The sequence below is a fragment of the Chlorobaculum sp. 24CR genome (genome assembly GCF_004118635.1).
Lineage (GTDB): Bacteria > Bacteroidota > Chlorobiia > Chlorobiales > Chlorobiaceae > Chlorobaculum.
The window spans coordinates 100,028-122,579 of sequence record NZ_SDGU01000024.1; the positions used below are offsets into that span (position 1 = coordinate 100,028).

At 56.0% G+C, this 22,552-nt stretch carries 23 protein-coding genes; 10 read left to right on the forward strand and 13 right to left on the reverse strand.

Going from position 1 to position 22,552, the window contains the following annotated elements; genetic code table 11:
• Window positions 1–58: 58 nt before the first annotated feature.
• Both EST62_RS05485 and EST62_RS05490 read right to left on the reverse strand, forming a co-directional pair.
• A complete protein-coding gene (locus EST62_RS05485; RefSeq protein ID WP_129051101.1) occupies window positions 59–799 on the reverse strand; it encodes a PASTA domain-containing protein in 741 nt (246 codons plus the stop codon).
• A gap of 49 nt (window positions 800–848) precedes the next feature.
• Window positions 849–1,823, reverse strand: coding sequence for a polyprenyl synthetase family protein (locus EST62_RS05490; RefSeq protein ID WP_129051102.1), 975 nt, complete (start codon window positions 1,821–1,823; stop codon window positions 849–851).
• Between the two features lie 305 nt (window positions 1,824–2,128).
• Here EST62_RS05490 and tatC point away from each other — a divergent pair, with 305 nt between their 5' ends.
• Together tatC and EST62_RS05500 are read left to right on the forward strand one after the other, a co-directional pair.
• Entirely contained in the window at window positions 2,129–3,133 is a 1,005-nt protein-coding gene (gene tatC / locus EST62_RS05495) for a twin-arginine translocase subunit TatC (RefSeq protein ID WP_245153481.1), read from the forward strand.
• Window positions 3,130–4,161: an alpha/beta hydrolase family protein gene (locus tag EST62_RS05500; protein ID WP_129051103.1), complete on the forward strand. Its 1,032-nt coding sequence runs from the start codon at window positions 3,130–3,132 to the stop codon at window positions 4,159–4,161. Before tatC ends, EST62_RS05500 begins: the two co-directional genes overlap by 4 nt.
• Before the next feature lie 315 nt (window positions 4,162–4,476).
• Here EST62_RS05500 and coaE read toward each other — a convergent pair whose 3' ends face one another.
• Window positions 4,477–5,100, reverse strand: coding sequence for a dephospho-CoA kinase (gene coaE / locus EST62_RS05505; protein WP_129051104.1), 624 nt, complete (start codon window positions 5,098–5,100; stop codon window positions 4,477–4,479).
• Window positions 5,101–5,103: 3 nt separating this feature from the next.
• Entirely contained in the window at window positions 5,104–5,448 is a 345-nt protein-coding gene (locus EST62_RS05510; RefSeq protein ID WP_245153483.1) for a hypothetical protein, read from the reverse strand.
• A 123-nt stretch (window positions 5,449–5,571) separates the two neighbouring features.
• On the opposite strand from EST62_RS05510, the gene EST62_RS05515 reads away from it, so the two are divergent.
• On the forward strand, window positions 5,572–6,174 hold the full coding sequence (locus tag EST62_RS05515; protein ID WP_129051106.1) for a superoxide dismutase: 603 nt from the start codon (window positions 5,572–5,574) through the stop codon (window positions 6,172–6,174).
• A gap of 187 nt (window positions 6,175–6,361) precedes the next feature.
• Here EST62_RS05515 and EST62_RS05520 read toward each other — a convergent pair whose 3' ends face one another.
• Window positions 6,362–7,240 carry a DUF4292 domain-containing protein gene (locus tag EST62_RS05520; protein ID WP_129051107.1) on the reverse strand — a complete coding sequence of 293 codons (879 nt, stop codon included), beginning with the start codon at window positions 7,238–7,240 and terminating at the stop codon, window positions 6,362–6,364.
• 150 nt (window positions 7,241–7,390) lie between these two features.
• Here EST62_RS05520 and EST62_RS05525 point away from each other — a divergent pair, with 150 nt between their 5' ends.
• Window positions 7,391–8,575, forward strand: a complete 1,185-nt coding sequence (locus EST62_RS05525; RefSeq protein ID WP_129051108.1) for a class I SAM-dependent rRNA methyltransferase — start codon at window positions 7,391–7,393, stop codon at window positions 8,573–8,575.
• Between the two features lie 342 nt (window positions 8,576–8,917).
• On the opposite strand, the gene EST62_RS05530 is transcribed toward EST62_RS05525, so the two are convergent.
• Window positions 8,918–9,493 (reverse strand): 5'-nucleotidase, encoded by a 576-nt coding sequence (locus tag EST62_RS05530; RefSeq protein ID WP_129051109.1) that lies wholly within the window; start codon window positions 9,491–9,493, stop codon window positions 8,918–8,920.
• Between the two features lie 111 nt (window positions 9,494–9,604).
• Window positions 9,605–10,411 (reverse strand): thioredoxin, encoded by an 807-nt coding sequence (trxA, locus tag EST62_RS05535; protein ID WP_129051110.1) that lies wholly within the window; start codon window positions 10,409–10,411, stop codon window positions 9,605–9,607.
• Window positions 10,412–10,707: 296 nt separating this feature from the next.
• On the opposite strand from trxA, the gene EST62_RS05540 reads away from it, so the two are divergent.
• Entirely contained in the window at window positions 10,708–11,394 is a 687-nt protein-coding gene (locus tag EST62_RS05540; protein WP_129051111.1) for a hypothetical protein, read from the forward strand.
• A 35-nt stretch (window positions 11,395–11,429) separates the two neighbouring features.
• On the opposite strand, the gene EST62_RS05545 is transcribed toward EST62_RS05540, so the two are convergent.
• Window positions 11,430–11,609 (reverse strand): hypothetical protein, encoded by a 180-nt coding sequence (locus EST62_RS05545; RefSeq protein WP_129051112.1) that lies wholly within the window; start codon window positions 11,607–11,609, stop codon window positions 11,430–11,432.
• A 198-nt stretch (window positions 11,610–11,807) separates the two neighbouring features.
• Between EST62_RS05545 and EST62_RS05550 the strand changes: the two genes are divergently transcribed.
• Together EST62_RS05550 and EST62_RS05555 are read left to right on the forward strand one after the other, a co-directional pair.
• Window positions 11,808–12,278: a DUF2141 domain-containing protein gene (locus tag EST62_RS05550; protein WP_129051113.1), complete on the forward strand. Its 471-nt coding sequence runs from the start codon at window positions 11,808–11,810 to the stop codon at window positions 12,276–12,278.
• 216 nt (window positions 12,279–12,494) lie between these two features.
• The gene (locus EST62_RS05555; RefSeq protein ID WP_129051114.1) at window positions 12,495–13,427 is read left to right on the forward strand and encodes a hypothetical protein; all 933 of its coding nucleotides are present in this window, start codon (window positions 12,495–12,497) and stop codon (window positions 13,425–13,427) included.
• Here the strand turns inward: EST62_RS05555 and EST62_RS05560 are convergent.
• From EST62_RS05560 to EST62_RS05570, 3 genes are all read right to left on the reverse strand, one after another.
• Window positions 13,409–14,782 (reverse strand): aminoacetone oxidase family FAD-binding enzyme, encoded by a 1,374-nt coding sequence (locus EST62_RS05560; RefSeq protein WP_129051115.1) that lies wholly within the window; start codon window positions 14,780–14,782, stop codon window positions 13,409–13,411. The two genes, EST62_RS05555 and EST62_RS05560, sit on opposite strands and share 19 nt — an antisense overlap.
• Before the next feature lie 117 nt (window positions 14,783–14,899).
• Complete coding sequence (locus EST62_RS05565; RefSeq protein WP_129051116.1) at window positions 14,900–16,069, reverse strand: efflux RND transporter periplasmic adaptor subunit; 1,170 nt, start codon at window positions 16,067–16,069, stop codon at window positions 14,900–14,902.
• A gap of 1 nt (window position 16,070) precedes the next feature.
• A complete protein-coding gene (locus EST62_RS05570) occupies window positions 16,071–18,434 on the reverse strand; it encodes an FtsX-like permease family protein (RefSeq protein ID WP_129051117.1) in 2,364 nt (787 codons plus the stop codon).
• Between the two features lie 97 nt (window positions 18,435–18,531).
• Between EST62_RS05570 and EST62_RS05575 the strand changes: the two genes are divergently transcribed.
• The 3 genes from EST62_RS05575 (at window position 18,532) to EST62_RS13440 (ending at window position 20,819) form a co-directional block, all read left to right on the forward strand.
• Window positions 18,532–19,497: an N-acetylmuramoyl-L-alanine amidase gene (locus EST62_RS05575; protein WP_167599197.1), complete on the forward strand. Its 966-nt coding sequence runs from the start codon at window positions 18,532–18,534 to the stop codon at window positions 19,495–19,497.
• Between the two features lie 315 nt (window positions 19,498–19,812).
• Window positions 19,813–20,001 carry a hypothetical protein gene (locus tag EST62_RS05580; RefSeq protein WP_129051118.1) on the forward strand — a complete coding sequence of 63 codons (189 nt, stop codon included), beginning with the start codon at window positions 19,813–19,815 and terminating at the stop codon, window positions 19,999–20,001.
• 437 nt (window positions 20,002–20,438) lie between these two features.
• Complete coding sequence (locus tag EST62_RS13440; RefSeq protein WP_167599198.1) at window positions 20,439–20,819, forward strand: hypothetical protein; 381 nt, start codon at window positions 20,439–20,441, stop codon at window positions 20,817–20,819.
• 248 nt (window positions 20,820–21,067) lie between these two features.
• On the opposite strand, the gene EST62_RS05590 is transcribed toward EST62_RS13440, so the two are convergent.
• Together EST62_RS05590 and EST62_RS05595 are read right to left on the reverse strand one after the other, a co-directional pair.
• Window positions 21,068–21,685 carry a hypothetical protein gene (locus EST62_RS05590; protein WP_129051119.1) on the reverse strand — a complete coding sequence of 206 codons (618 nt, stop codon included), beginning with the start codon at window positions 21,683–21,685 and terminating at the stop codon, window positions 21,068–21,070.
• A 123-nt stretch (window positions 21,686–21,808) separates the two neighbouring features.
• The gene (locus EST62_RS05595) at window positions 21,809–22,078 is read right to left on the reverse strand and encodes a DUF4282 domain-containing protein (protein ID WP_245153487.1); all 270 of its coding nucleotides are present in this window, start codon (window positions 22,076–22,078) and stop codon (window positions 21,809–21,811) included.
• Window positions 22,079–22,552: the final 474 nt, after the last annotated feature.

Here is a 22,552-nt window from a genome sequence, read left to right on the forward strand (position 1 = left end):
CACGTTGCCAATGCTCCGGCGAGCGAAGGGTTCCCCGATCAAACCGGCAAAAGAGCGCTCAATCCGAGCCATCACCGGCGGCGACCGTAATATCGACCGTCTGACTGAACTGCACCATCGCGTTTGCCGATGGCTTCTGGGAGACGACCGTACCGGGCACCAGAAGGTACGAGTGCTCGTAACTGACCTTCCCCACCCTCATGCCGTTTCTGATGATGAGGCTTCTTGCCTGATCGACCGACATGCCAAGCACGTCGGGCACGACCACAAGCCTCGCGCCCATCGGCTCCTGTTCGAGTTTGCCGACGATGAACGACATCTCGCTACCAGACTTGAGCACCACGTCGGGCGGCACGGACTGGCTGAGCACCCGCCCGTCCTCGTCGGAATCGGAGACCGCCTGCAACTGCACCTCGGTAACGACCATGCCGAGCCGTTCGAGTTCACGACGCGCCTCCGTTTCGGTACGCCCTACCAGATCGGGCACGGGGTAACTCGGCTTGTCGCGCCGGTTAAGCACCAGCGAAATGCTGCGCCCAGGCTTGACCACCGAGTTGGGTTCGGGAACCTGATCGATAACCAGATCGGGCGACACGTCGGGCAGGTAACGCACATTGAAACGTTTCGTCGCCTTCAGTCCCTTCTTGCGCAACTCCGTGACGGCCATGTCATAGCTCATGTTCCTGACATCCGGCACGGAGAGTTGCTCTCCGCTTTCGGTCAAGTAGGGCAGCAAAAATTTATCGGCGGCGACGATGGCGGCAATAAACAGGATCAGGAGTACTATTACGTTTTTCATCTTGACTGACCAGTCTGGAAATGCTGGGTTAGCGGTGACGGCGGCGGCTTCAGTGCTGCCGCTTCATGACGAAATCGACAAGGAGCTGGAGGGAGCGTTTGGCGTCACTTTCGGGAAAGCGAGCGAGCGATTCAAGCGCCTTGTCGGCAAAGCCCTCGGCCACGGTCGCCGAGTATTCGAGTCCGCCTTTGCGGGTGACGAAGTCGATCACTTCGGCGGTTCTGACCGAACGTTTCCGGGAGCTTTTCAGGATAGACTTGATCCTGTTCTGCTCCGATTTGTCCGATTGACGAAGGGCGTGGATGAGCGGCAGGGTGATCTTGCGATCCTTGATGTCGATGCCGAGCTGCTTGCCGGTTTTTTTGGAGTCGCCGGTGTAGTCGAGCAGGTCGTCCCTGATCTGGAAGGCGAGACCGAGAAATTCACCATAGCTCTTCAGGCTGGCGATCTCGTCTTCGGAGTCGGTGGCGGTGGCCGCGCCGATGGCGCACGAGGTGGCGATGAGCGAGCCGGTCTTGTCGGCGATGACACTCACGTAATCCTCTTCGGTAATGTCGAGGCTGCGGGTCTTCTGTATCTGGAGAATCTCCCCCTCGCTCATGCGCCGAACCGCTTCGGAGACGAGATGCAGCGAGCGGTAATCCTTGTTTTCGAGCGAGTAGAGCAGGCCCTTGGAGAGCAGATAGTCACCGATCAGCACCGATATCTTGTTTTTCCACAAGGCGTTGATCGACGGAATGCCGCGGCGCATCTCGGCGCCATCGACCACGTCATCGTGAATCAGCGTGGCTGAGTGCAACAGCTCCACCATGATCGCTCCGCGATAGGTGACGTCGTGAACGCCGCCACACGCCTTGGCGGCAAGGATCACCAGCGTCGGCCTGATCTGCTTGCCCTGCTGCCGGAGCACGTAGCGCGTGACCTTGTCAACCAGACTGTTGCTCGAATGGAGCACCGTTTTGTAGCGCTCCTGGAACTGTTTCAGCTCTTCCGTGACGGAAGATGTCACCAGATTAATATCCACCTGATCCTCTGTACTTGAGTGTGCCCCGCCAATAGCCCGGCACGATTTGCGCTTACGTTCAAAACCGTGTGAAGTTATCGATATTTCCATGATTGAGCAAATCACCTTCCGCCACCCCGGATTCATGCCGCTTTCCGCGCGGCTTCATTGCCAAAAAACCATTTGCGCACAAAGGCGATCTTTGTTACTATGAAACGGGTTACTGGCTCTCCGGGCGTCCGCCGCCAGGCATTGCCCGTCATCCTCCTGAAATTTTCCCAAACTCTGTAAGCGCCTTCCGAGGCAACCCGGCTCCCCGATTCGACATGAGTAACGAAAACGAACCAACCATACCGCCAGAGGATGGCAAAGGGACCGGTGCGGAGACCGGAAACAATAAAGAAACCACGCTTCCGGCGCTGCCCGAAAAAGAGGAGCCGCAAGAGCAGGAGGAGCACAAAAACGGGGAGAACTTCGATTTTCCTGATGAGGAGTTTAAGGCGCTCGAAAAATCCTCCGCCGAAATAGCTGAGCCGACCGCCCAGGTAAACACCGAAGCGGCAGAACCGGAACAGGAGGCCGAGCCTGAAGGCATGGGCTTTCTCGACCATCTCGAAGAGCTGCGCTGGAGGTTCATCCGGGCCGGTATCGCATTTGTGGTGGCAGCCATCGCCACCGCTTTCTTTTCCGACTTTCTGGTCAACCAGATACTTATCAGACCACTCAAAGAGAGTGGCCCCAACATTCATTTGCAGAACCTGGTGCCCTACGGCCAGATTTCACTCTACCTCCAGGTGATCGTTTTTGCGGCCTTCGTGCTCACGTTTCCCGTTCTGGTGTGGCAGATATGGGAATTCATCGAACCCGGCCTGCATGAAACCGAAAAAGCGGCAAGCCGTTTTATCATTTTCTTTATTTCGATCTGCTTCTTCTCCGGCATCGCTTTCGGCTACTTCGTGTTCCTGCCGATTTCGCTGAAGTTCTTCGCCGGATTCGGCTCCGACCTCATCGTCAACAACATCGCCGTTCAGGACTATATCAGCTTCTTCATGGGCACCCTCTTGACGACCGGTCTGGTCTTCGAGCTGCCGTTCGTTTCTTACGTGCTGTCGAAAATCGGCCTGCTGACCCCGGCCTTCATGCGTTTTTACCGGCGTCATGCGGTCGTGACGCTGATTGTCATCGCTGCCCTCGTCACTCCTTCGACCGACATGGTCACTCAGGCGGTCATCGCCATTCCGATGATTCTGCTGTACGAAATCAGCATCTACATTTCAGCCGGCGTACAGAAAAAGCGGAGCAAGAAATTGATGGAGGAGTCAGCGGCATGAACGCCGCCGATGCCGTCCGCTCGAACGTGGTGTTCGAGGTTGTCGAAAGTTCACTCCTGCAAGGCAACCCGCTCGGTGATCCCGCCACGCGCCACGTGCCGGTTTATCTGCCGCCATCGTATCGCGAGAGCGAAACGACGCGCTACCCGGTGATTTATCTGCTCGCTGGATTCGCCTCCACCGGCATGAGCTTTCTGAACTTCAGCTTTGGCCGCCCAACCCTGCCGGAGATGCTTGACTCGATGATCCGGATGGGCGAAATGCCGGAAGCGATCGTCGTCATGCCGGAGTGCATGACCCGCTACGGCGGCTCGCAGTACGTCGATTCCGCCGCCACCGGTCCGTACGAAAGCTACCTCACGGGCGAACTGATCCCGCACATCGACCGGCAGTTCCGCACACTTGCGGCGGCGCGGCATCGGGCTGTCGTCGGCAAATCGTCGGGGGGATTCGGTGCGCTCCGGCTCGGCATGAACCACCCGGAACTCTTCGCGGCGGTGGGCTGCCACAGCGGCGACATGGATTTCGAGCTCTGCTACCGCCCGAACTTTCCCGTGGCGGCGCGGATTCTCGAAAAGTACGACGGCAATGTCGCGACCTTTTTCACCCGATGGGAGTCGCTCGACAAAAAGCCGCGAGGCGAGTTCGCCCTGCTCGACCTGATGGCGATGGCCGCCTGCTACTCGCCGGACGCCTCGATGCCGCCGCCCGGCAACATGCGGCTCCCCTTCGAGCCGCGCACCTGCCAGCTCGTGCCGGAAGTCTGGGCGCAGTGGAAACGCTTCGACCCGCTGACAATGCTCGAAGCGGAGCAATGCCAGGAGGCGCTCGGCTCGCTTCGCCTGCTTTTCCTCGACTGCGGCTCGCAGGACGAGTACAACCTCCAGTTCGGCCACCGGCGCTTTTCGGCGAGAGCCACCGAGCTTGGCATCGCGCACCGCTACGAAGAGTTCCCCGACACCCACGCCGACACCTCCTACCGCTACCGCGTTTCGCTCCCGCTGCTCGCCGAAGCGATTGCGGGGTAACGGGCGACCAAAATACATTGTGATGATTCCGGCAAGTCGGAACGGTCGGAAGTCTGAAAAACCTGATAGCTGATTCAGGAGGGTTTTAACCCGACAGTTATCGGGAAATTCAATCTTCCCTCCTCTTCTGTTGCCCTGGCGTCTTACATTCAGGAGGGTTTCAACCCGACGGACATTCAGTCTTGTATTGCTGTTCAGCCCCGGCTTTCAAGCCGGGGGGCGCAGGTAACGCAAAACAAAAAAAAGGGCTTTAGCCCAATTTCCAACAATGGCGGTGATTTCGATTTCGAGGAAAAAGTTGGGAGAGGCGTTTAGTCACTCTGCCACCGTCATGAGGCTCCGGTAAATCTGCTCCACCTGCGAGCGCAGCTCTTCGAGCGTACCGTCGTTAAAAATCACGTAGTGCGCCCGCTCGATGAGCCTCTCCTGCGGCCACTGCGCAGCCATGCGCTTTGTCGCCTCCTCCCTGCCGAGACCGCGCTTGACGGCGCGGTCGAGGCGCAGGCCGTCGCCAGCCGCCACCACAATGATGCGGTCGAGGTCGCGATCCGCGCCCGCCTCGAAAAGTATGGCCGCCTCCTTGCAGAGCATCCGCTTTCCTTCGCGGGCGCACCGCTTCACCTCGCGCGCAAAGGCTTCACGCACTTTCGGATGGATGAGTCGATTGAGGGCGGTAAGTTTTTCGGGATCGGAAAAGACCACCGAGGCGATGGCTTTGCGGTCGATCTGGAGCTGGCCCGACCCGTCGCGGGAATAGACGTCGCGGCCAAACAGCTCCTCGATGCCCCGGATGACTTCGGGGTCTTCGAGTTGCAGCTCTCTGGCAACCCGGTCGGCCTCGAACAGTTCGCAGCCCATTCCGGCGAGCATGGCGCACACCGTGCTCTTGCCGCTCCCGATGCCGCCGGTCACTCCGACCAGCAATGGCAGGCGCTCCATCGTTTACGGCCTTTCCTGACCGAGGTTACGGCGCACCTCAAGCAACACTTTGCGCCAAAGCTCGGGATCGCGCGAATAGGCGTTCAGCCTCGCGTCAAAGGTTTTCTGGTCGAGTTTGTGCCGGACGAACAGCGTATCGAGTCCCGCCGGGGTGAGATCGGTCCAAGGCGCCGCCCTGCCTTTATCCGTCACGCCGGAGCGGGCCAGATAATCGGCGTAAAACGCGGCAAAATGGTGATCGTCCGCACTGAGATTGTCCGCATTCCGAGAGCCGCAGCCGACCATCAGAAGCACGAAGAGCGCCATGAACGAGAGCCGCCGAAGCAGCACAAATCCTTTATGTATCAATGTGAAATTGAGATTCAACTGTTTCAAACTATTTTTCCGAGCGCTGAAACTAAAAAGGTCAGGAGCCGGGTTAATGGGTTACTTCGTAACGTAGCCTGCTTAACGATAAAAATCAATAGTCACATGGCATATCAGCAACCAGCACTCCCGTACGCCGACAACGCGCTCGAACCGCACATTTCGGCCAATACCATCGGATTTCACTACGGCAAGCACCATGCGGCTTACGTCAAAAACTACAACGGCCTTGTCGAAGGTACGCCGTATGACGCCATGAGCCTTGAAGAGGTAATCCTTCAGACCGCCAGCGACGCCGCCAAGGTTGGCGTATTCAACAACGGCGCTCAGGCCTGGAACCACAGCTTCTACTGGAACTGCCTCACGCCGAACGGCGGCGGCGAGCCGACCGGCGAAGTGGCCGCGAAGATTGCCGAGAATTTCGGCAGCGTTGACAAGTTCAAGGAGGAGCTGAAGAACGCCGCCGCAACCCAGTTCGGCAGCGGCTGGGCCTGGCTGGTGCTCGATGGCGGCACGCTCAAGGTAGTCAAAACCGCCAACGCCCAGAACCCGATGACCTCCGGCCAGACCCCGCTGCTGTGCATCGACGTCTGGGAGCACGCCTACTACCTCGACTACCAGAACCGCCGCCCCGACCACGTGGCCGCCGTGATCGAAAACCTCATCAACTGGGAGTTCGTGAACGCAAACTACGCCGCAGCGAAATAACCGCGTTGGCTGAATCTTTCGCCAAAGGCTCCGGTTTCCGGGGCCTTTGGCGTTTTGGGGAAACTCTTATAGGTCTTATAAGTCCTATAGGTCATATAGGACTTATAGGAAAAGAATGAAAGACGATTTTCCGCTTTTTTGCCCCCTCTTCAATTCATAATTCAGCATTCATCATTCATAATTCTCCTCACAGCCACGGCAGGCGTTCCACTTCGTCGAGGTTGACGGTTTTCGTTTTAGCGGGGCGCTTGAACTTGATCGTGAAATCGGGTGGATTGATGACCCGCTGGTCGTACACCACCTTCAGACTGCGCGATCCTTCCGGGTCGCCTTCGCGATAGAGAATCATGTCAATCTCACTCGGCACACGCAGCAATGCGCCATCCATGCCTGGCTGAGACTGATAGCCCGCGAACCGGAATTCGACGTTTTTGCGGCCCCAATGATCGAAATAGACGAGTCCGACGAGCGCCCTCGTCAGCGGATCGACCACCAGCTCTTTGGCGCCGTTACCGGACTTCACGGTGAAGCTGACCCGTCCGCTGCCCGTCGTGACCGATGCAATGTCGCTCGCCGGTTCCGGCATGTCGGCTATACCGAAGAGCGTTTCGGTCATGCGGCCAAACCCGGCGTTGACGCCGATGATCTTGCCGAGATTCTCGCCGTTGTTGCGCCCGACGAGCATCCGGTTGTTGAGCATGTCGTTCACGAAGAGCGAGTCGGGCCGGATCAGGAGATCGGCCACCGGCCAGCCGAGAATGCCGGCCGTAACGATCATGCGGGCCTCCTTCGACCTCTGCAACTGAACCGTGCAGTAGGCTTTGGCCTTGCGCTTCGGCGTCTGGAGGTAAAGGTCAGCGTAGCCATCCAGCGCCTTGACCATGCTTGCGCTCGACGCCACCTCTTCGTACAGCTCCCTCATCTCTGGTGTCAACGGCACACGTCCACCGGGCAAGGCTGGTTCTCTGGTGACGGTTTTGAACTGCGAGCATCCTGCCATGACCAGAAATATGGTCAGGCACACCCATTTCATTACCGCTTTCATCGACACTCCTGTTTTCGTCATAATTTCTCTTATCTCTTCACAATCCGTTCAACACGACCCTAAAGCGCCTTTGTCGGCGAAACTGAATCCCGGACAAGGTTGATAGCTCCGAAATGTTATTTTAATCAAATCCTTTCTCTGTAAAAACATGAAACCGGGAGTTTTCGATCCATGCACGCACTCTACCTCAAACCTAAAGAGCACCGTCGGCTGCTCGGTGGCCACCTGTGGGTTTTCAGCAACGAGCTTCGCGAGGTGCCGCGTGACATTGCCGCCGGTGAAACCGTTCAGCTCTTTACCAACGATGGACGCCTGCTCGGCGCGGGATTCTTCAACCCGCAATCGCTGATCGCCTTCCGCCTGCTGACCCGTGACGAGGCGCAGCCCGACCGCGATTTCTTCCGGAGCAAACTGCTCGAAGCGCTGAAGCTTCGCGAAAAAATCTATCCCGAAAGCCAGACCAACGCCTGGCGGCTGGTTCATGGCGAGTCGGACGGCCTGCCAGGCCTGGTGATCGACCGCTTCGACCGCGCCTTCGTGCTGCAATCGTTTTCGGCCGGTATTGACCTTCACCTGCCGCTGTTCTGCGAACTGCTCCGGGAGCTGTTCGATCCGAAAGCGATCGTGGTGCGAAACGAATCGCCGCTGAGAGAACTCGAAGGGCTGCCGCTCTACCGCGAAACGGTTCTCGGCGAGAGTGACGATATGCTGCAGGTGATCCGGGATGGCGGCGTCAGTTACCGGGTCAACATTCTCGAAGGCCAGAAGACCGGATTTTTCCTCGACCAGCGAGAAAACCGACGGCATATCCGGAAATACGCCGCAGGCGCTGACGTACTCGACGTTTATACCAACGAAGGCGGCTTCGCACTCAACGCCATGCACGCCGGAGCGAAATCGACCACCATGGTCGATATTTCGCAGGAGGCGCTGCAACGCGCCGAACAGAATGCCCGGATGAACGGCTTCGGAGATTTTTCGATCGTCGCCGCCGATGCGTTTCAAACCCTCGGACAGCTCCGGCAGGAAAACCGCTCGTTCGACCTGGTGATCCTCGATCCGCCAAGCTTCACCAAAAGCCGCAAAACCGTACCGACGGCGCTGAAAGCCTACACGAAACTCAACCGGCTTGGCGCGCAGCTCGTCAGGAACGAGGGATTTCTTGCGACCGCCTCCTGCTCGCACCACGTTGCCGAAGAGGATTTCCTCTCGGCAGTCCAGCTCGGAGCGACGCAGGCGGGCAAGCATCTGCGCCTCATCAGCCGCGCCGCGCAGCCGCCAGACCATCCGGTGCTGCTCTCGATGCCCGAAACGAGTTATCTCAAATTCGCCTGTTTCTACGTAACGAATCTGTAGCTTATCTGACAAATGCTGCCAAACGGTTGCTTGACTGAAAACCTTGACTCCAGACCAAAACACGAAATAAAAAAAGCTTGTAAAAAATTACGTTTTTTCACTTTACAGAAACCTCAAAAAATCAGCATCAGCCGCCACAAACAGGAAGAAATACGTCATTTCTATACAATGGTTAGTAATTCATAAAAAAACTATTTTTTGTCTTGCAATTCACCGTTTCATGCCTATATTGTTGTCGAGTAAGCTATATAATCGACGCCCGTTGATTAAGATAGCTTACATGTGCAGCATGATGTAAAGGGGTACGTCATGCTGCTTTTTTTTGTGCCTGCCCGCTAACCCTCACCCGGCGAAAGCTTTTACCATGTCATACACCTCCCGCCACGAACCGGCCCTCGGCGTTTCGATATGCCGGTTGGTACTGTTCCCGAAACAGATGGTAAAAAAACCCCGGCTTCGGAGCTGCTCCACATTGCCCGGAGAGTCCTCGATGTAGATGTCCGCGCCGACCTGCGTCTTCTCCTTCATGAAACAGAGATCCCAATAGGGAATGCCGTGGCTGTCGAGCCAGTTGACTGTCTGCTGCACGGCGGCGGCATGAAAATAGTGGATGAACAGCCGGTGGGTGATGATGCGGATGCGATAGCCTTCGTCGGAGAGCTGGCGCAGATATTTGCGTGCTCCCGGAATCACCTCCATGCTGCCGAACAGCTCGCGCTGCGTGACGGCGAACCGGTGGAGACTGTCGTACTGGTTCTGGTTGGTGATCCCCCACTCGGAAAGCCCGTAAGAGACTTCTGCTGAGAGTTCGTCAACCGGCTTCTCGAACCACTCCGCGGCGATATGCCTCATGCGCCCGTAAAAATCGGCGCACACCCCGTCGAGATCAACGCCGATTACAATGCTGTTTTGTGACATGGTTAATAGGGTATTTTTTGTGAAGAGGTGGCTGCCCTGAAGCGCCGAGGAAAAGAATAGGTCTTATATGACTTATAAGACCTATTTATCGATGTTGCAAACCAACGCTCTTCAGAACGCGCGGTCGAAGGTTCGACGGTATTTCATCGTGACTTCGTGCTCTTCGCCGAGAAACCGGAAAATGGCGATGCAGGCCTTGCGCGAACCATCATCGTCGTAAGAGCGATCATCCCGCAAAACCGAGATAAATTGGTCGAGCGCGCGGTCGAGGCCTCCGCCTCGCAGGCTTTCAACCGCCGCGCCGTAAGCCTCCCGGCTCTGTGCTTCGGGAAGCTCCGCGGCGGGGCGCACGAGCAATGCGCCGAGTGTTCGCACCGACTCGCTCAGGTCGGCATAGTCCGGCTCCGCTTCGAGCGACTCAGCAAGCCTCAGCGCCTCTTCGGGGCGTGAAAACAGAATAAGCCTCACCAGCATTGCGACGGCTTTCCGATTCTCCGGTTCATTGGCCAGCACGCCATCAAGCAGGGCGATCGCTGCGGCGTCGTTGCCCGCAGCGATTTCGGCGGCAGCGCGTTCGACGTCGGCAGTCCAGGGACTTGGCAGGGCTTTCGAGAGCCACAGCTCGATCTGCTGCTCAGGAAGCGCTCCGGTGAACTCATCGATCAGTTCGCCATTTGAAAACAGCTTCACATTCGGAATTCCCCTGATGCCGTATTGCGCTGAAATCTCCGGAAACTCTTCGGTATTGACCTTCACGAGCACCCATTTCCCGCCATGACGCTCCGCAAGTTGTTCAAGCACCGGGGCCAGAATCCGGCACGGCCCGCACCACGGCGCCCAGAAATCGACGAGCACCGGAACGGTTTTGCTTTGCTCAATGACATCACGCTGAAAATCGAAAGGAGTACTGCTCTGCATTGTTATGAATATTTTCGTTGAGAATCGGCCCAAAACATGCCGCCGGAAACAGCATGGATAACAGGGTAGTATAAACCGCACAACCCAAAACACCAATTCAACCTCGCCGCGAACTCCGACTCATTGACAGTTTCGCATCCATAACTTATAGAGAAGTCAGGGCCAGAGCGTAAACCCGAAAGACGCATACACATAAGAATTACTTTTAGTATGTATCGAAATTAATACTTAACTTCTGCGTGTTGTACCAACACAAACCCATCACCATATCAATCAACCAATAAACCCAAACATTAATGAAGCACTCTGTGTTGAAACGTGCGCTGCTTCCGGCGCTGCTGGCCATCGGAATGAGCGCTCCGTCCGCAGCATTCGCCGGAGCCGGAGATATCGCCCTCGGCGTTAAGGGCGGCACCACCGGTATCGGCGGCGAAGTTACCGTCGGCGTCATCGACAAACTCAATTTCCGGACGGGTTACAACTTTTTCAATTACGACGGAAACGCCACGGAAAGCGGCATCGATTACGATTACAAGCTCAAACTCCGCACCTTGCCGTTGCTGCTCGACCTGCACCCCTTTAGCAGTGGCTTCAGGGTGACATCGGGCATTTTCATCAACAACAACGAAGTCACCGGCACAGCGACAGCGCAAGGCAGTTATGATATTGGCGGAACAACCTATAACGCTGCTGACATCGGCTCTCTCGATGCAAAAATCGATTTCAGGAAAACAGCGCCGTACCTCGGCATCGGCTGGGGCAACGCTGTCGGCAAGAACAGCCGCCTGACCATCGCGTTCGATGCGGGCGTCATGTTCCAGGGGACACCGAAAGTCTCGCTCACGCCAAGAGATGTTCAGGCAGGAGTTGATACGGCTCTCCTCCAGAAAAACATCGACAAAGAGATCGCAGACGTCAAGGATGACATCGACAACCTCAAGTACTACCCGATCATCTCGCTCGGCCTGGCTTACAAATTCTGATCTCTCGCTCGGCAGTCCTGGCCGATCTTTCGGGATCAGCCCTGTTCTTTAAGCTCTTTCGAAGCTCTCCTCAGGTAACTCGAAGCCTCTTCGAGATGGTTGAGCGCCTGGCGGATTTCGTAATCGTCATCCGCATCGGCCCTGGCCCGCTCAAGGCGCTTGCGGGCATCCTCAACAGCGTCGGCAGCAAGCTGGAGCGTTGAATTGACAGACATGATTTCCATCCCATAATTATGTAGTTGTCAATAAAATTCCTTAACCTTCACAATGTAAAAAAGAGACCCCGTGCCATGCAATTGTACGCCCTGCTCTTTTCAGCACGACATCGTTCTCTGAACGGCAAAACGCTGAGCTGAATCCCGGCGATCTGTCCGGAAAATCTTCCCTGATTTCAACTTGTCTGATAACAACCTATGAGAAAAGCGATACCGGCGTTTTTACTGCTCTCACTCCTTACCGCTCCATCAACGCTCCGGGCGGAAGGCTCAGTCGGCAGAATCGAGGTGCTTATCGACAATATGCGCAGCCCCAATGGCGTGGTGGGCGTGGCGCTGTTCAACGCCAAAAAGGGATTCCCCGATAAAAACGCGCTGGCATACAAGGGGCGAAGCGTTCCGGCGGGAAAGCGCTGCGAGGTGATTTTCGAGAATGTTCCGTATGGGGTCTATGCCGTCAGCGTGCTGCACGACGAGAATGGCAACGGCAAAATGGACAAGGGATTCCTCGGCATTCCGAAAGAGGGATTCGGCGTCTCGAACAACCCTGAAATCAAAATGGGGCCGCCCTCCTTTTCCGATTCACGTTTCGATCTCAAGAGCGAGAAATTGACCCTGAACATCGACATGAACTACCTGCGCAAACCCAAAAACAAGAATCAGCAATAATGGCTCAATCGAGAAAAATGCCTGTCGAATCTTCTTCATTCATGTAGTTTTTACATACATTCCTACCCGATGGTATCATTTCCAGCGTACCAGCCAATCCCGAAAAAATATAACCCTTTCTTTCAGAACAACTTGTCGCCAATCCTCTGACTTGGCACGGTTATTGTAACAATGAATCAAGAGACTGAAGTATCATACCATAAAACAGGACTAATTATGACCAATTTTACCACCATACAGGGCGAACTTCGCGGCGTCGAATTCAGAACGCTTTACTCGAACGGCAAGACTGACGGCTGCCTGGTCAAGGAGGAGAACATGCTCAGCACACCGTACGGCGACCTGATTCCCCAGTACGAGGCCGAGGACATGGGACGCCGCCACCTCAAGCCGTTCTATTTTTACAAAAGCGGCACCATCAAATCGGTGCCGTTGCAATCGCAAACGCTTATCCGGACTCCGGTTGGCGGTGTGCCCGCCGAGCTGGTCACCTTTTACGAGTCGGGCGCGCTCAAGCGCCTCTTTCCGCTCGACGGCAAGCTCAGCGGGTTCTGGACGGCAAAGAACGAGTTCGCGCTGGCCGAGGAGCTGACGGTCGAGTCGCCGCTTGGCAGCCTGCGGGCAAAGTTCATCGCCCTGCAATTTTTTGAAAGCGGCGCGCTCAAAAGCCTCACCCTGTGGCCTGGCGAGTTTTTGACCCTCTCGACACCGGCAGGTCAGATTCGGGTTCGCACCGGCATCGCCTTCTACGAAAACGGCGCGATCCGCTCGCTCGAACCGGCGGGCGTGGTCAAGGTTGAAACCCCGGTCGGTACCATGACCGCGTACGACAACGATCCGCAGGGCGTGCACGGCGACCTCAATTCGCTGGAGTTCAACCAGGACGGCGGCGTTATGGCGCTCAAAACGGTGTCGGAGGAGATCGTGATTACCGACCAGCTCGGCGAAGAGCACCTGTTCCGCCCCTGGCTCAAGGACAACCCGTGCGGCGCGGAGCGCAAGGTGGTGGTGCCGCTGAAGGTGCGCTTCAGCGAGGGGCGGATCATCTTCGACGACCGGCGCGAGTCGTTCAATATGGCGCAGTGCCAGGTGGAGATCAGGGCGTTCGACCGCAAGGCTGGCGATCCGGCCTACTCCTGCGCGGGCTGACGAGCGTTGTCCAAAAGCGTGCGAGCGGCTTGACTACCGGCCAGCCAGCCGGTGGAGAATGCCGCTTGCAGGTTGAAGCCGCCGACCTCGCCCGCATAATTGAGCAGTTCGCCACAGCAGTAGAGGCGCGGATGGATTTTGGACTGCATGGTTTTCGGGTCGATCTCCCCCAGCTCGATGCCACCCGCCGACACCTCCGCCCGGTCGAGCGGCACCTTCTTCACTGTGCCGAGCGCGAGGTGCTTCAGCGCCGAGACGAGGCCCCGCCGCTGCGCTTTCGTCAATCCGCTCAACGTCACCTCTTTGCTGATGCCCGCCTGCCGCAAAATCTCGTCGGCGAAAGCGTTGGGAATGGTTGGCGTTTCCGACGATGAATTTGCGAACGCATCGAGGCGCTCCGGCGCGAGCGGACAGCGCTGCAAAAAGGTGCGAACCTGCCGCGTGCCGTGGCGGGCCGCCTCTTCGAGAATGAAGGCCGAGAGCGTGTCTGCCTCGCGGCCGGGCAAGAGATCGACTGAGATCGTGACCGTCTTGCCAGCCGCCAGAAACCCGGCCACCGACCGCGAGAGCGACAGGCACGCCGGCCCCGAAATTCCCCGGTGGCTGATGAGCACGTCGCCCCGGCGCGAGTCGGCCGCGCCATCCGCGCTCGCCAAGAGCAGAATGTTGCGAAGCGTAATGCCGACAAGCTCCGCCTTTGGAGGCGCAATGAAGTAGTTCGGCGCGAGCGCGGGCATGACCGGCGCGATCGAGTGCCCCACGGCGGCGGCGAGGCGGTTGCCGTCGCCCGTGGTTCCGGCCGAACCCCACGACGCGCCGCCCGTGGCCAGAATCACCGCATCGGCCTCGAACTGCCGCTCCCCGGCATGGACGGCGAATCGCGATGCGGCGCATTCGAGCCGATCCGCCCTCGCGTTGGTGACGAGCGTCGCTGCGCTCTCTTCGACCATGCGCCGCAAGAGGTCGAGCACCTCGCCCGCCCTGCCGGAAACCGGAAACACCCGCCCATCTTCACGCGCCTCGGTTTTCAGGCCGTAGCGACCGAACAGCTCCAGCAGATCGGCATTGCTGAAACTGTGGATAGCGTGGCGAAGAAACCGCTGCTCGCTCTTGTCGAGGAACCCTTTTTCGAGCAGGCTTTTGACGTCGGCGTCGTGCGTGAGGTTGCAGTGCCCGCCGCCTGAGATGGCGATCTTGTTGCCGGGCTTCGGGTTGCGTTCGAGCAGCACGATGCGGAGCCGCTCGTCGGCAACGCCAAGCTCACGCGCGGTTTTCCGCGCTGAAATAGCGGCCAGCAGCCCGGAGGCTCCGGCTCCGGCGATGAGAAGGGTTGGCAGATTGCGAGCGGCGGTCATTTGAGGTTTTGCATGGTTTTCGGGAATGGGTCTTATAGGACTTATAGGTCATATAAAACCTATAAGTCCTATAAAAAAAGAGAAAAAGTCGAGGTTCCGCTTTCTCTCTTTAATTCCTCATTCCTTTTTCGTGGCCACGCGCATTCCGGGTTCCAGTTCGTTCGGGGGGTGGGTCACCACTTTTTCGCCTTCGCGGAGTCCACTGAGCACTTCGGCCAAGTCGGCTCCTCTCATGCCAATGTTGATTTTGCGCACTTTTGCGCGGCCTCCGTCGATGACGAAGAGTTCCCAGCCGCCGTCACCTCTGAAGAGGGCGCTCACCGGAACGCGGAGCACGCGGTCAGCCTGGCTCGTCACAATTCTCGCCTGGATGCGGAAGTTGTCGCCGAGGCGCGGTTCGGGCTTTTCGAGCATGGCGATAATGTTGACCCGCTTCTCCTCGATGCCGAGCGCAGAGACCTTGGTGAAGGCCGCAGGTTCGATCCGTTTCACCACTCCGCCGAGCGCTCCCGCGCCGCCCCAGTCTTCGAGCCAGACGCGATCTCCCGGCCTGACCCGCACGGCGTCCGACGAGAGCACGTCGATCACCACTTCGAGCAACCCCGGATTGCCGATCTCGACCAGCGGCGTTCCGGCGGGCACGACGCGCTCGTTCTTTTCGAGAATGCGCAGCACCTTGCCATCGACCGGCGAGCGCACCTCCACCGCCTTGCTCGCAATTCCGGCATCGATGCGGGCTTCCGCCGCCGAGGCCTGCAACCGCGCCGCCCGGACGGCAGCCGCTGCCGCGCGCGCCTCCTTTTCGAGCACCGAAGCCGCTTCGGTGGCCAACTCGCTGCTCTCTTTCGACACTGCTCCTTCGCTGTACAATCGCTGGTAGCGCCCGGATTTCAGGCGCGCCTGAGCGAGCCGCACCGTAATCTCCCTCTGCCGCGCCAGCGCCTCGCTCGCCGACGCCGAGGCCGATCCGGCCTGCGCCGCCGATTCGCGGTACTCCAGCGCATTCTGATCGGGCGGCAGAATCGCGGCCAGCTTCATACCCGCCTGGACGCTGTCGCCCTCGACCAGTTTGCTCCGCAGCACCTTGCCGTTGACCGGAGCCGAAACGGTGAATCGGTCGATCACCCTCGTGATTCCCTCGTCTTCGACCGAGACCTCCAGCGGCCCGTAGCTCGCCACGCCCGCATCGACCGGCAGCGGCGCGGGCCGGAGCACCAGAAACAGCAGAATGGCGACGGCGATGGACGAAACGGCGGCGATGCGCTGCGTTTTACTCAGTGGTTTCATATCACTCTCTTGTTTTCAGGACGGCGATCAGGTCAAGCGTCACGAGCTTCCTGCCGACAATCACTCCCGACACAATAGCAACCGTAACCAGAACCGCAAAGGCAAAAAGAAAGTTGGCGGGGGTGAAAACCAGCGGCAAACGGTAGAGTTCGGAGCTGAGCGCCTTGGCCAGCAACGTCGAGAGCATGATGCCGAACAGAAAGCCGAGCGGAATGGCCGCAGCGCAGAAAATCGCCTGCTCGCCGAGCAGAATCACCGCGATCTCGCGCTTGGTCATGCCGAGCACCCGCAGGCTCGAAAGCTCCCGCGCCCGCTCCGAGAGCGTGATGCGCGCGCCGTTGTAAATCATGGCGAACGCCAAGACGCAGGCGAACGAGGTCAGAATGAAGGTCGAGGTGTTCATGCTTTTGGCGATCATTTCGTCAAAGCTTTTTTTCAGCGCCTGCAACATCATGATTCCGGCCACCCCCGGTGTGCGCTTGAACCGATCGTTCAGCTCCGCGCTCCGCGAAGCGTCGATCTTCAGCACCCCCGCGCTCAACGCGCCGCCATCACCGGCGAGCCGGTTCAGCTCGTCGAGTCGAAGGTAAGCAGAAAGACCGAGAATTTCGTCGATGGTTCCCGCCACCGGTACATCGACGGAGCGCCGAGCGCCTTGCAAAAAATCGACATGCAGCACATCGCCAGGCTTGACGCCAAGCAGGTCGGCGAGCGTTGTGGTCAGCAGCAATCCGTGCTGCGGAAGTCGCTGAGGGCGATCGTGGCTGTCGATGAGCCGCTGCAAACCGTCGGTTTTCTGCAAGCCTTTGATCGTCTGCCGCCGCGAACGGTAGCCGTTGGTCAAGCGCACCGGCTCCTCGCGGTAGTACTCAGCATCGAGCACCCCCTTCATCGAGGCAAAGCTGTAAGCGGTCGAGGGCGGCATGGCGTCGTTGAAAATCACGGTGACATCCTCCCGGTGGCGCGAGCCGAACTCCACCTCGCTCATCCGCTCGACCGAATCGAAGGTGTAGCGCCCGGCCACGAGAATGGCAACCGCGAGCGAGATCATCGTCACCGAGAGCGCCGACTTGAACGGGTGGCGCTCGATGTTGCGCAAAATGATGCGCACCGGCATCGAGAGGCGATGCGCGATAGGCGAGCGGTCGAGCAATCCGGGCCGGTAAACCGGCGGCGACTCCGGACGCATCGCCTCGGCGGGCGGTAGCTTCACGGCTCGACGCGCCGCCATGAGCGCGCCGCCGACCGCCGCCGCGAAGCTCAGGAGCACCGCGCCGAGCGCGTTCTCCATACGGAAAACGTAGAGCAGCCTCGGGAAATTATAGACGTCGCCGTAAAGCTGCAACAGCGCCGAACCGAGCCACGCGCCAAGCCCCGTGCCGAGAACCACGCCCGCCACGGTCGGCGCGAGCGCGAAGCCGAGCACGTGCAGCCCCACCTCCTCGTCACCGTAGCCGTTCGCCTTGAGCACGGCGATCTGCTCGCGCTGCGTGCTCACCAGCCGCTGGAGCACGATGTTGAGCAGAAACACCGCGACGGCAAGAAAAATCGTCGGCAAGACGGTGATCTCCATGCCGAGAACGCGGATCTCGTCGCCGATGAAGCGGTCGGACATCTGCTGGTCGCGACCGTACGCGCCGAGCGAACCATACCGCGAAAACATCCGGTCGAGCTGGCGAATCACCTCTTTTTCAGACGCGCCATGCGTCAGCGTCAGCGACAAGTCGTTGAACGCGCCCGTCATGTCGAGCGCCGATTCAAGCGCCTTTCGGCTCATCCAGAAGACGCCGAAGCGCCGGTTGTCGGGGAAAAAAGCGCCCGGCTGCACCTCGTAAATGTACTCCGGCGAAAGGCCTACGCCCACGATCAGGAGGCGTTTCCAGCGCCCGTTGATGACCGCGCCGATATGATCTCCCGGCTTGAGCCGGTTGGCCTTCATAAAGGGCTTGCTCGCGACCACCTCCTCCGGCCTCGAAGGATCGATCATCCGCCCATCGGCGATGAAAACGCCATTCAGCGCCGCCGCTCCCCGGTCGGGCAGGGAGACGAGCTGCGCCGTCGCCGGTTCGTCGAGGCCTGGCACGTCGAGCGTCACGTTGGTCACGATGCGCGGCGCGACGGTCGCCACGCCCGGAATGCGCCGCACCGCTTCGAGCGTGAACTCCGGCGCGCGCTTGAGCTGCATGAAGAGGTCGGCAAAGCGGTAACGGCTGTAGTAATCGGCCCGCGTCATTTCGAGCGAATACTTCACATTGCTCATCGAAACGAACATGGCGATGCCGCACGCCACCACCGCCGTAACGGCCAGCATCTGCCCCTTCATGTGCAGAAGGTCGCGGAGCAATTTCCGGTTGAGCTGCCTCATGAGCCGTTGACGATGAAAAGATTCAGCGAAAAAACGCTTCTCGTGAAAGTTATCAACCCGCAGCTCACAAAAAAACGCTTTCCGCTCTGCCGCCAGCATGAAATCGCCTGAACCGAAGGGCAGCAATAAACCGGCAAAATACCTGACAGCGCTAACGCTTCGCCTCGTCAAAGATTGCAAGAAGATCGCGATGCTGATCTTTTACTGCTATGCAAACCGACGAGCAAACCGTACATTGAAATGTTCGATGGAAATTTCCGGAAACCATACCACGGAGGAAAATCCAATGACGAAAGATGAAAAACAAAAGCTTTACACAGTTCGCTGGTATGTGCGCGAACGGTGGACAGATGCAAATTCACAGCGAGACGTTCTTGAACTTCTGACAGAACTTCTCGATCCAGAATCGGCTCCGGATGTCAGACCATCGGTTTCAACCGGCGGTCAGCACCTGCTTTGGTGCCCTTTCGCGGAAACAGATTTTCCTCCGGCGGTTTCACGGGGAAGCTACGCCACAGGCTATCCGAAAGGCGCTGTCGTTCATTTCACTGCCGGACGAAGAAATGGCCTCAACCCGGCGTTGAAATACCAAACCGAGCAGGGGTATCTCTATTTCGTTATCGACAAGGATGGCAATATCGGTCAGAATTTCCCGCTCGACTCGTGGGGATACCATGCCGGAAAGAGCAGTTATCCGGGCCTGAACGGCACGGTGAGCGATGAGCTGGTTGGCATCGAAATCGAATGTGCCGGGGCATTGACAAAAGAGGGATCGACCTATAAAACCTGGTTTAAAACAGTGGTCGCCGAGGAAGAGGTTCGGCAGATCAAGACCAAGACCGACAACCAACAGGCAGGTTACTACGAAAAATATACAAAGAAGCAGGAAGAGGCATTGACGCAACTGCTGCTCTGGCTCCACAAAAACAACCCGGATGTATTCAGTCTGGACCTGGTCGTCGGTCACGATGAGGTCAGTCCCGGAAGAAAAAATGACCCCGGCGGCTCCCTCTCCATTTCGATGCCAAAGTTTCGGGAATTCCTGAAACAGCAAGCAGGATAAACCATCATGCGCCGCAAGCGCAGCCGAAAAAGCTCCAGAGTGAGCCGACCTGCTTTTTCGACCTCGACGACCTCTTGTTGCCGCTGATCCGGAAAGAACGAAAACGCTCTCTTTCCGGATCAGGCAAATCGATCTGAACAATGATTTTCGCCTGACAATCAGAAAAAAGATGCTGCGGATCGGACGACGACACCTCGTTCGGCAGCGCGAAACAGCAGGCAAAAGCGACTGGCTTGCGGCAGATGCTACACGGAAACTTCTCACCACAATACACCGCAGGCACACCATTTCGACCGATAAAACCGGAGCATACAAATGGCTGAAAAAACCTGTGTTAACTGTCGATTGCGAGCAAAATACGACCAGAATCCCCGCTCGATTGCAGGCCGTTTCTGGCGCTGGCACATCAATTTCTGCCCTGGCTGGAAAGCGTACTTTACGTCGCTGCCACCCGCCGAAAAAGCCGGATTGGGCGAACAGTACAACTTCAGGAAATACCAATGAGGCCAGACATGCCGACGTGCATTGACAAATAACATTCACAGCGATCAAAATAGCGCTTAACGTCACGCTATTAATACAGTTATAAATTTCCGGGCTTCACGGAAATTTTGTATTTTTTACCCTTACAGCCCATAAATCGTGCTTGACAAAGCTGATGCAAAGTTTGCTGACAAAACACGCAAGCCGATTCGCCAGACTCAATCATTCCCGTCACGACCTGTAGATGACAAGCCGTTCCGAACCGATAGTCATCAAAGAGAAGCACTGTTTCGCCCAGCCCGTTACCGACTTGGAACTTTCTTTTTTACAGAGAATTACATCGAAAGAGCCTTCAGGATTTTCTCATAATCCCGCCCCTTTTTCGATGTTTTTGTGCTTGACCTGACCGCAATTCACCTGGATTTCCTGACCAAAAACCATTCATCAAGGAGGTTATCATGACCCAGCCAACGGAACCCGCCAAAACAGACAAGCAACTCAACACGCCTGTAGGCGGCTCGCCGAAACCCAAACCCGCCGTTGCAGCCAAGCCATCCGATACCCCTCCAGGCGTCAGCCCGAAACCGAAACCCAACGTGGCAGGCAAACCCGCCAGCACTCCCACAGCCAGCAGCCCAAAGCCAAAACCGAACGTTGCTGGCAGAGCCTCGAATCCCCAGATCGGCGGCCTGAGACTCGCGCCATTTGACACATACACCCGCGCCGGAGTGGCCGCAAGCAGCGCAAAAGCAGCGCCCGAAAATAGCGACATGCGTTCACGGCCTGTCGCCAAAACAAGAATGATAAACATCTTCCCCGGCGGCACCCCGAAGCTCTGATGAGGATTGTGGTGTAAGTTGCCCGACGATGAGATTCGAGTGACCGGATATAAACATTTTGCCCCCTGAGCGGACACCGGAAACAGGTGAATGCTCAGGGGGCAAAATGTTTATGATGCTTGAGATTTAACGATCAAACCGAGATGATTACTATAATCAAATATACCTCAACAAAGCTTCGATGAATGTACAATCAGATATTTAAAAAAATTTATTCACAGACAAGACTACAAAACTAAAATCATCTACTATAGCTTTATAATAATATTAGGATCAGCGTCTGGCTTATCAATAGCCCATATATAAGACCCAAACAAACCAAAGAAAAAGGGTTCCTGATCAGCATTATGCTTGATAATTTTTGCACCCCAAGGCACAGAAACACTGAGCTTTCCATTTATTTTAACCCCCAAGGAGCTTAACTGACTTACCACCTGAGCACTTGGTCTGAATCCTGAAATTTTTATAGTACCATTTTCACCGGGTTGAATTGAAAAGAACTTCGACCCTTTTGACATAAAAAAATATGATTCACCAGGCAAACCGACTTTTTCTGCGAGAACTTTATATCTACCATTACCGATATATCTATATTCTTTAAAGCTCGAATCCTCTTTCACTACTTTTTGGCCAAGCGCAACAAGTTCCTTTTCATTTTTGTCATCATTCTTTCCTTTTTTACTCTCAGCCACTGCTGGCAAAAAAGCCATCGTTCCGTCGTATTTAAAATTATAACCACCATCTCTATCAACACGCACGGTTGCAACAAAATTTTCAGGAACCAGACAACCGGCAAGAAACACAACAATCAAAAAGCAGAACGGCAATCCAAACAAACTGTCGATTCTAATATTCTTTTTAACCATAATGACTTTCTTTTTTTATATAGATATTTACTATAATAAAATAGCAAACCACAGCTAAAACACAGCACAAAACCCTCTTTTTAGGCACACAATCAAAAGCAAAAAAATCAACAACGTGCTAAATCAATGTTTATTCTTTTCCACCAGCATTGTCGTATTTTCTGCAATACGAAAAACCGCAACAACCCCCTCAAGAAACAATCGAAACAATATTATTAAAAGAATAAAAGTTACCGGAGAAAGCAATATGCCAGTAATCCCCTTCAGGAAATCATATCGTATAGCAGCAAAGCCTCCCCCAAAAACGCCAAGCGATATAACACCACTAAATACAACCGAAACAATATATAGATATTTTATTATCTGAAGAGTAATAAATTCACTAAAAGACAAATCAAAAAGCTTACCGAAAAAATTATGCTTATCTATAACCTCCTCCTTTTATTATTTTTTTATACAAGACAAAAAAACTCTAAAAACCTATAATTGAAATAAGAAAAAAATACTGTTTACATGCATACCCGCCGAAACGTCAACCACTTCTATTCACAAAAAATCTCTATATTTTATAGAGGACACTGAATTCCTCTACACATTAGAAATAGCTCTTTGGCCCACAATTTATGTATACAATTCGATATCCCGTTTAAAAGGGTAGAAAATAAGCTTATGGTGAAGCTCATTTCTTTATTTACAAAATTCACGCATAAAAATAAAGGATCCTCGAAGCAGAGCTTCGAGGTATTTAGAAGAGTTGGAGCTGCTGTGAATGCGAGCCTGTTCAGATAAGTGTGTAAACGGTCGTTTTCATAGAGGCATCCTTCCCTCGAATTTAATGGAAAACTGATTGATAACCGCCCCCCAGTT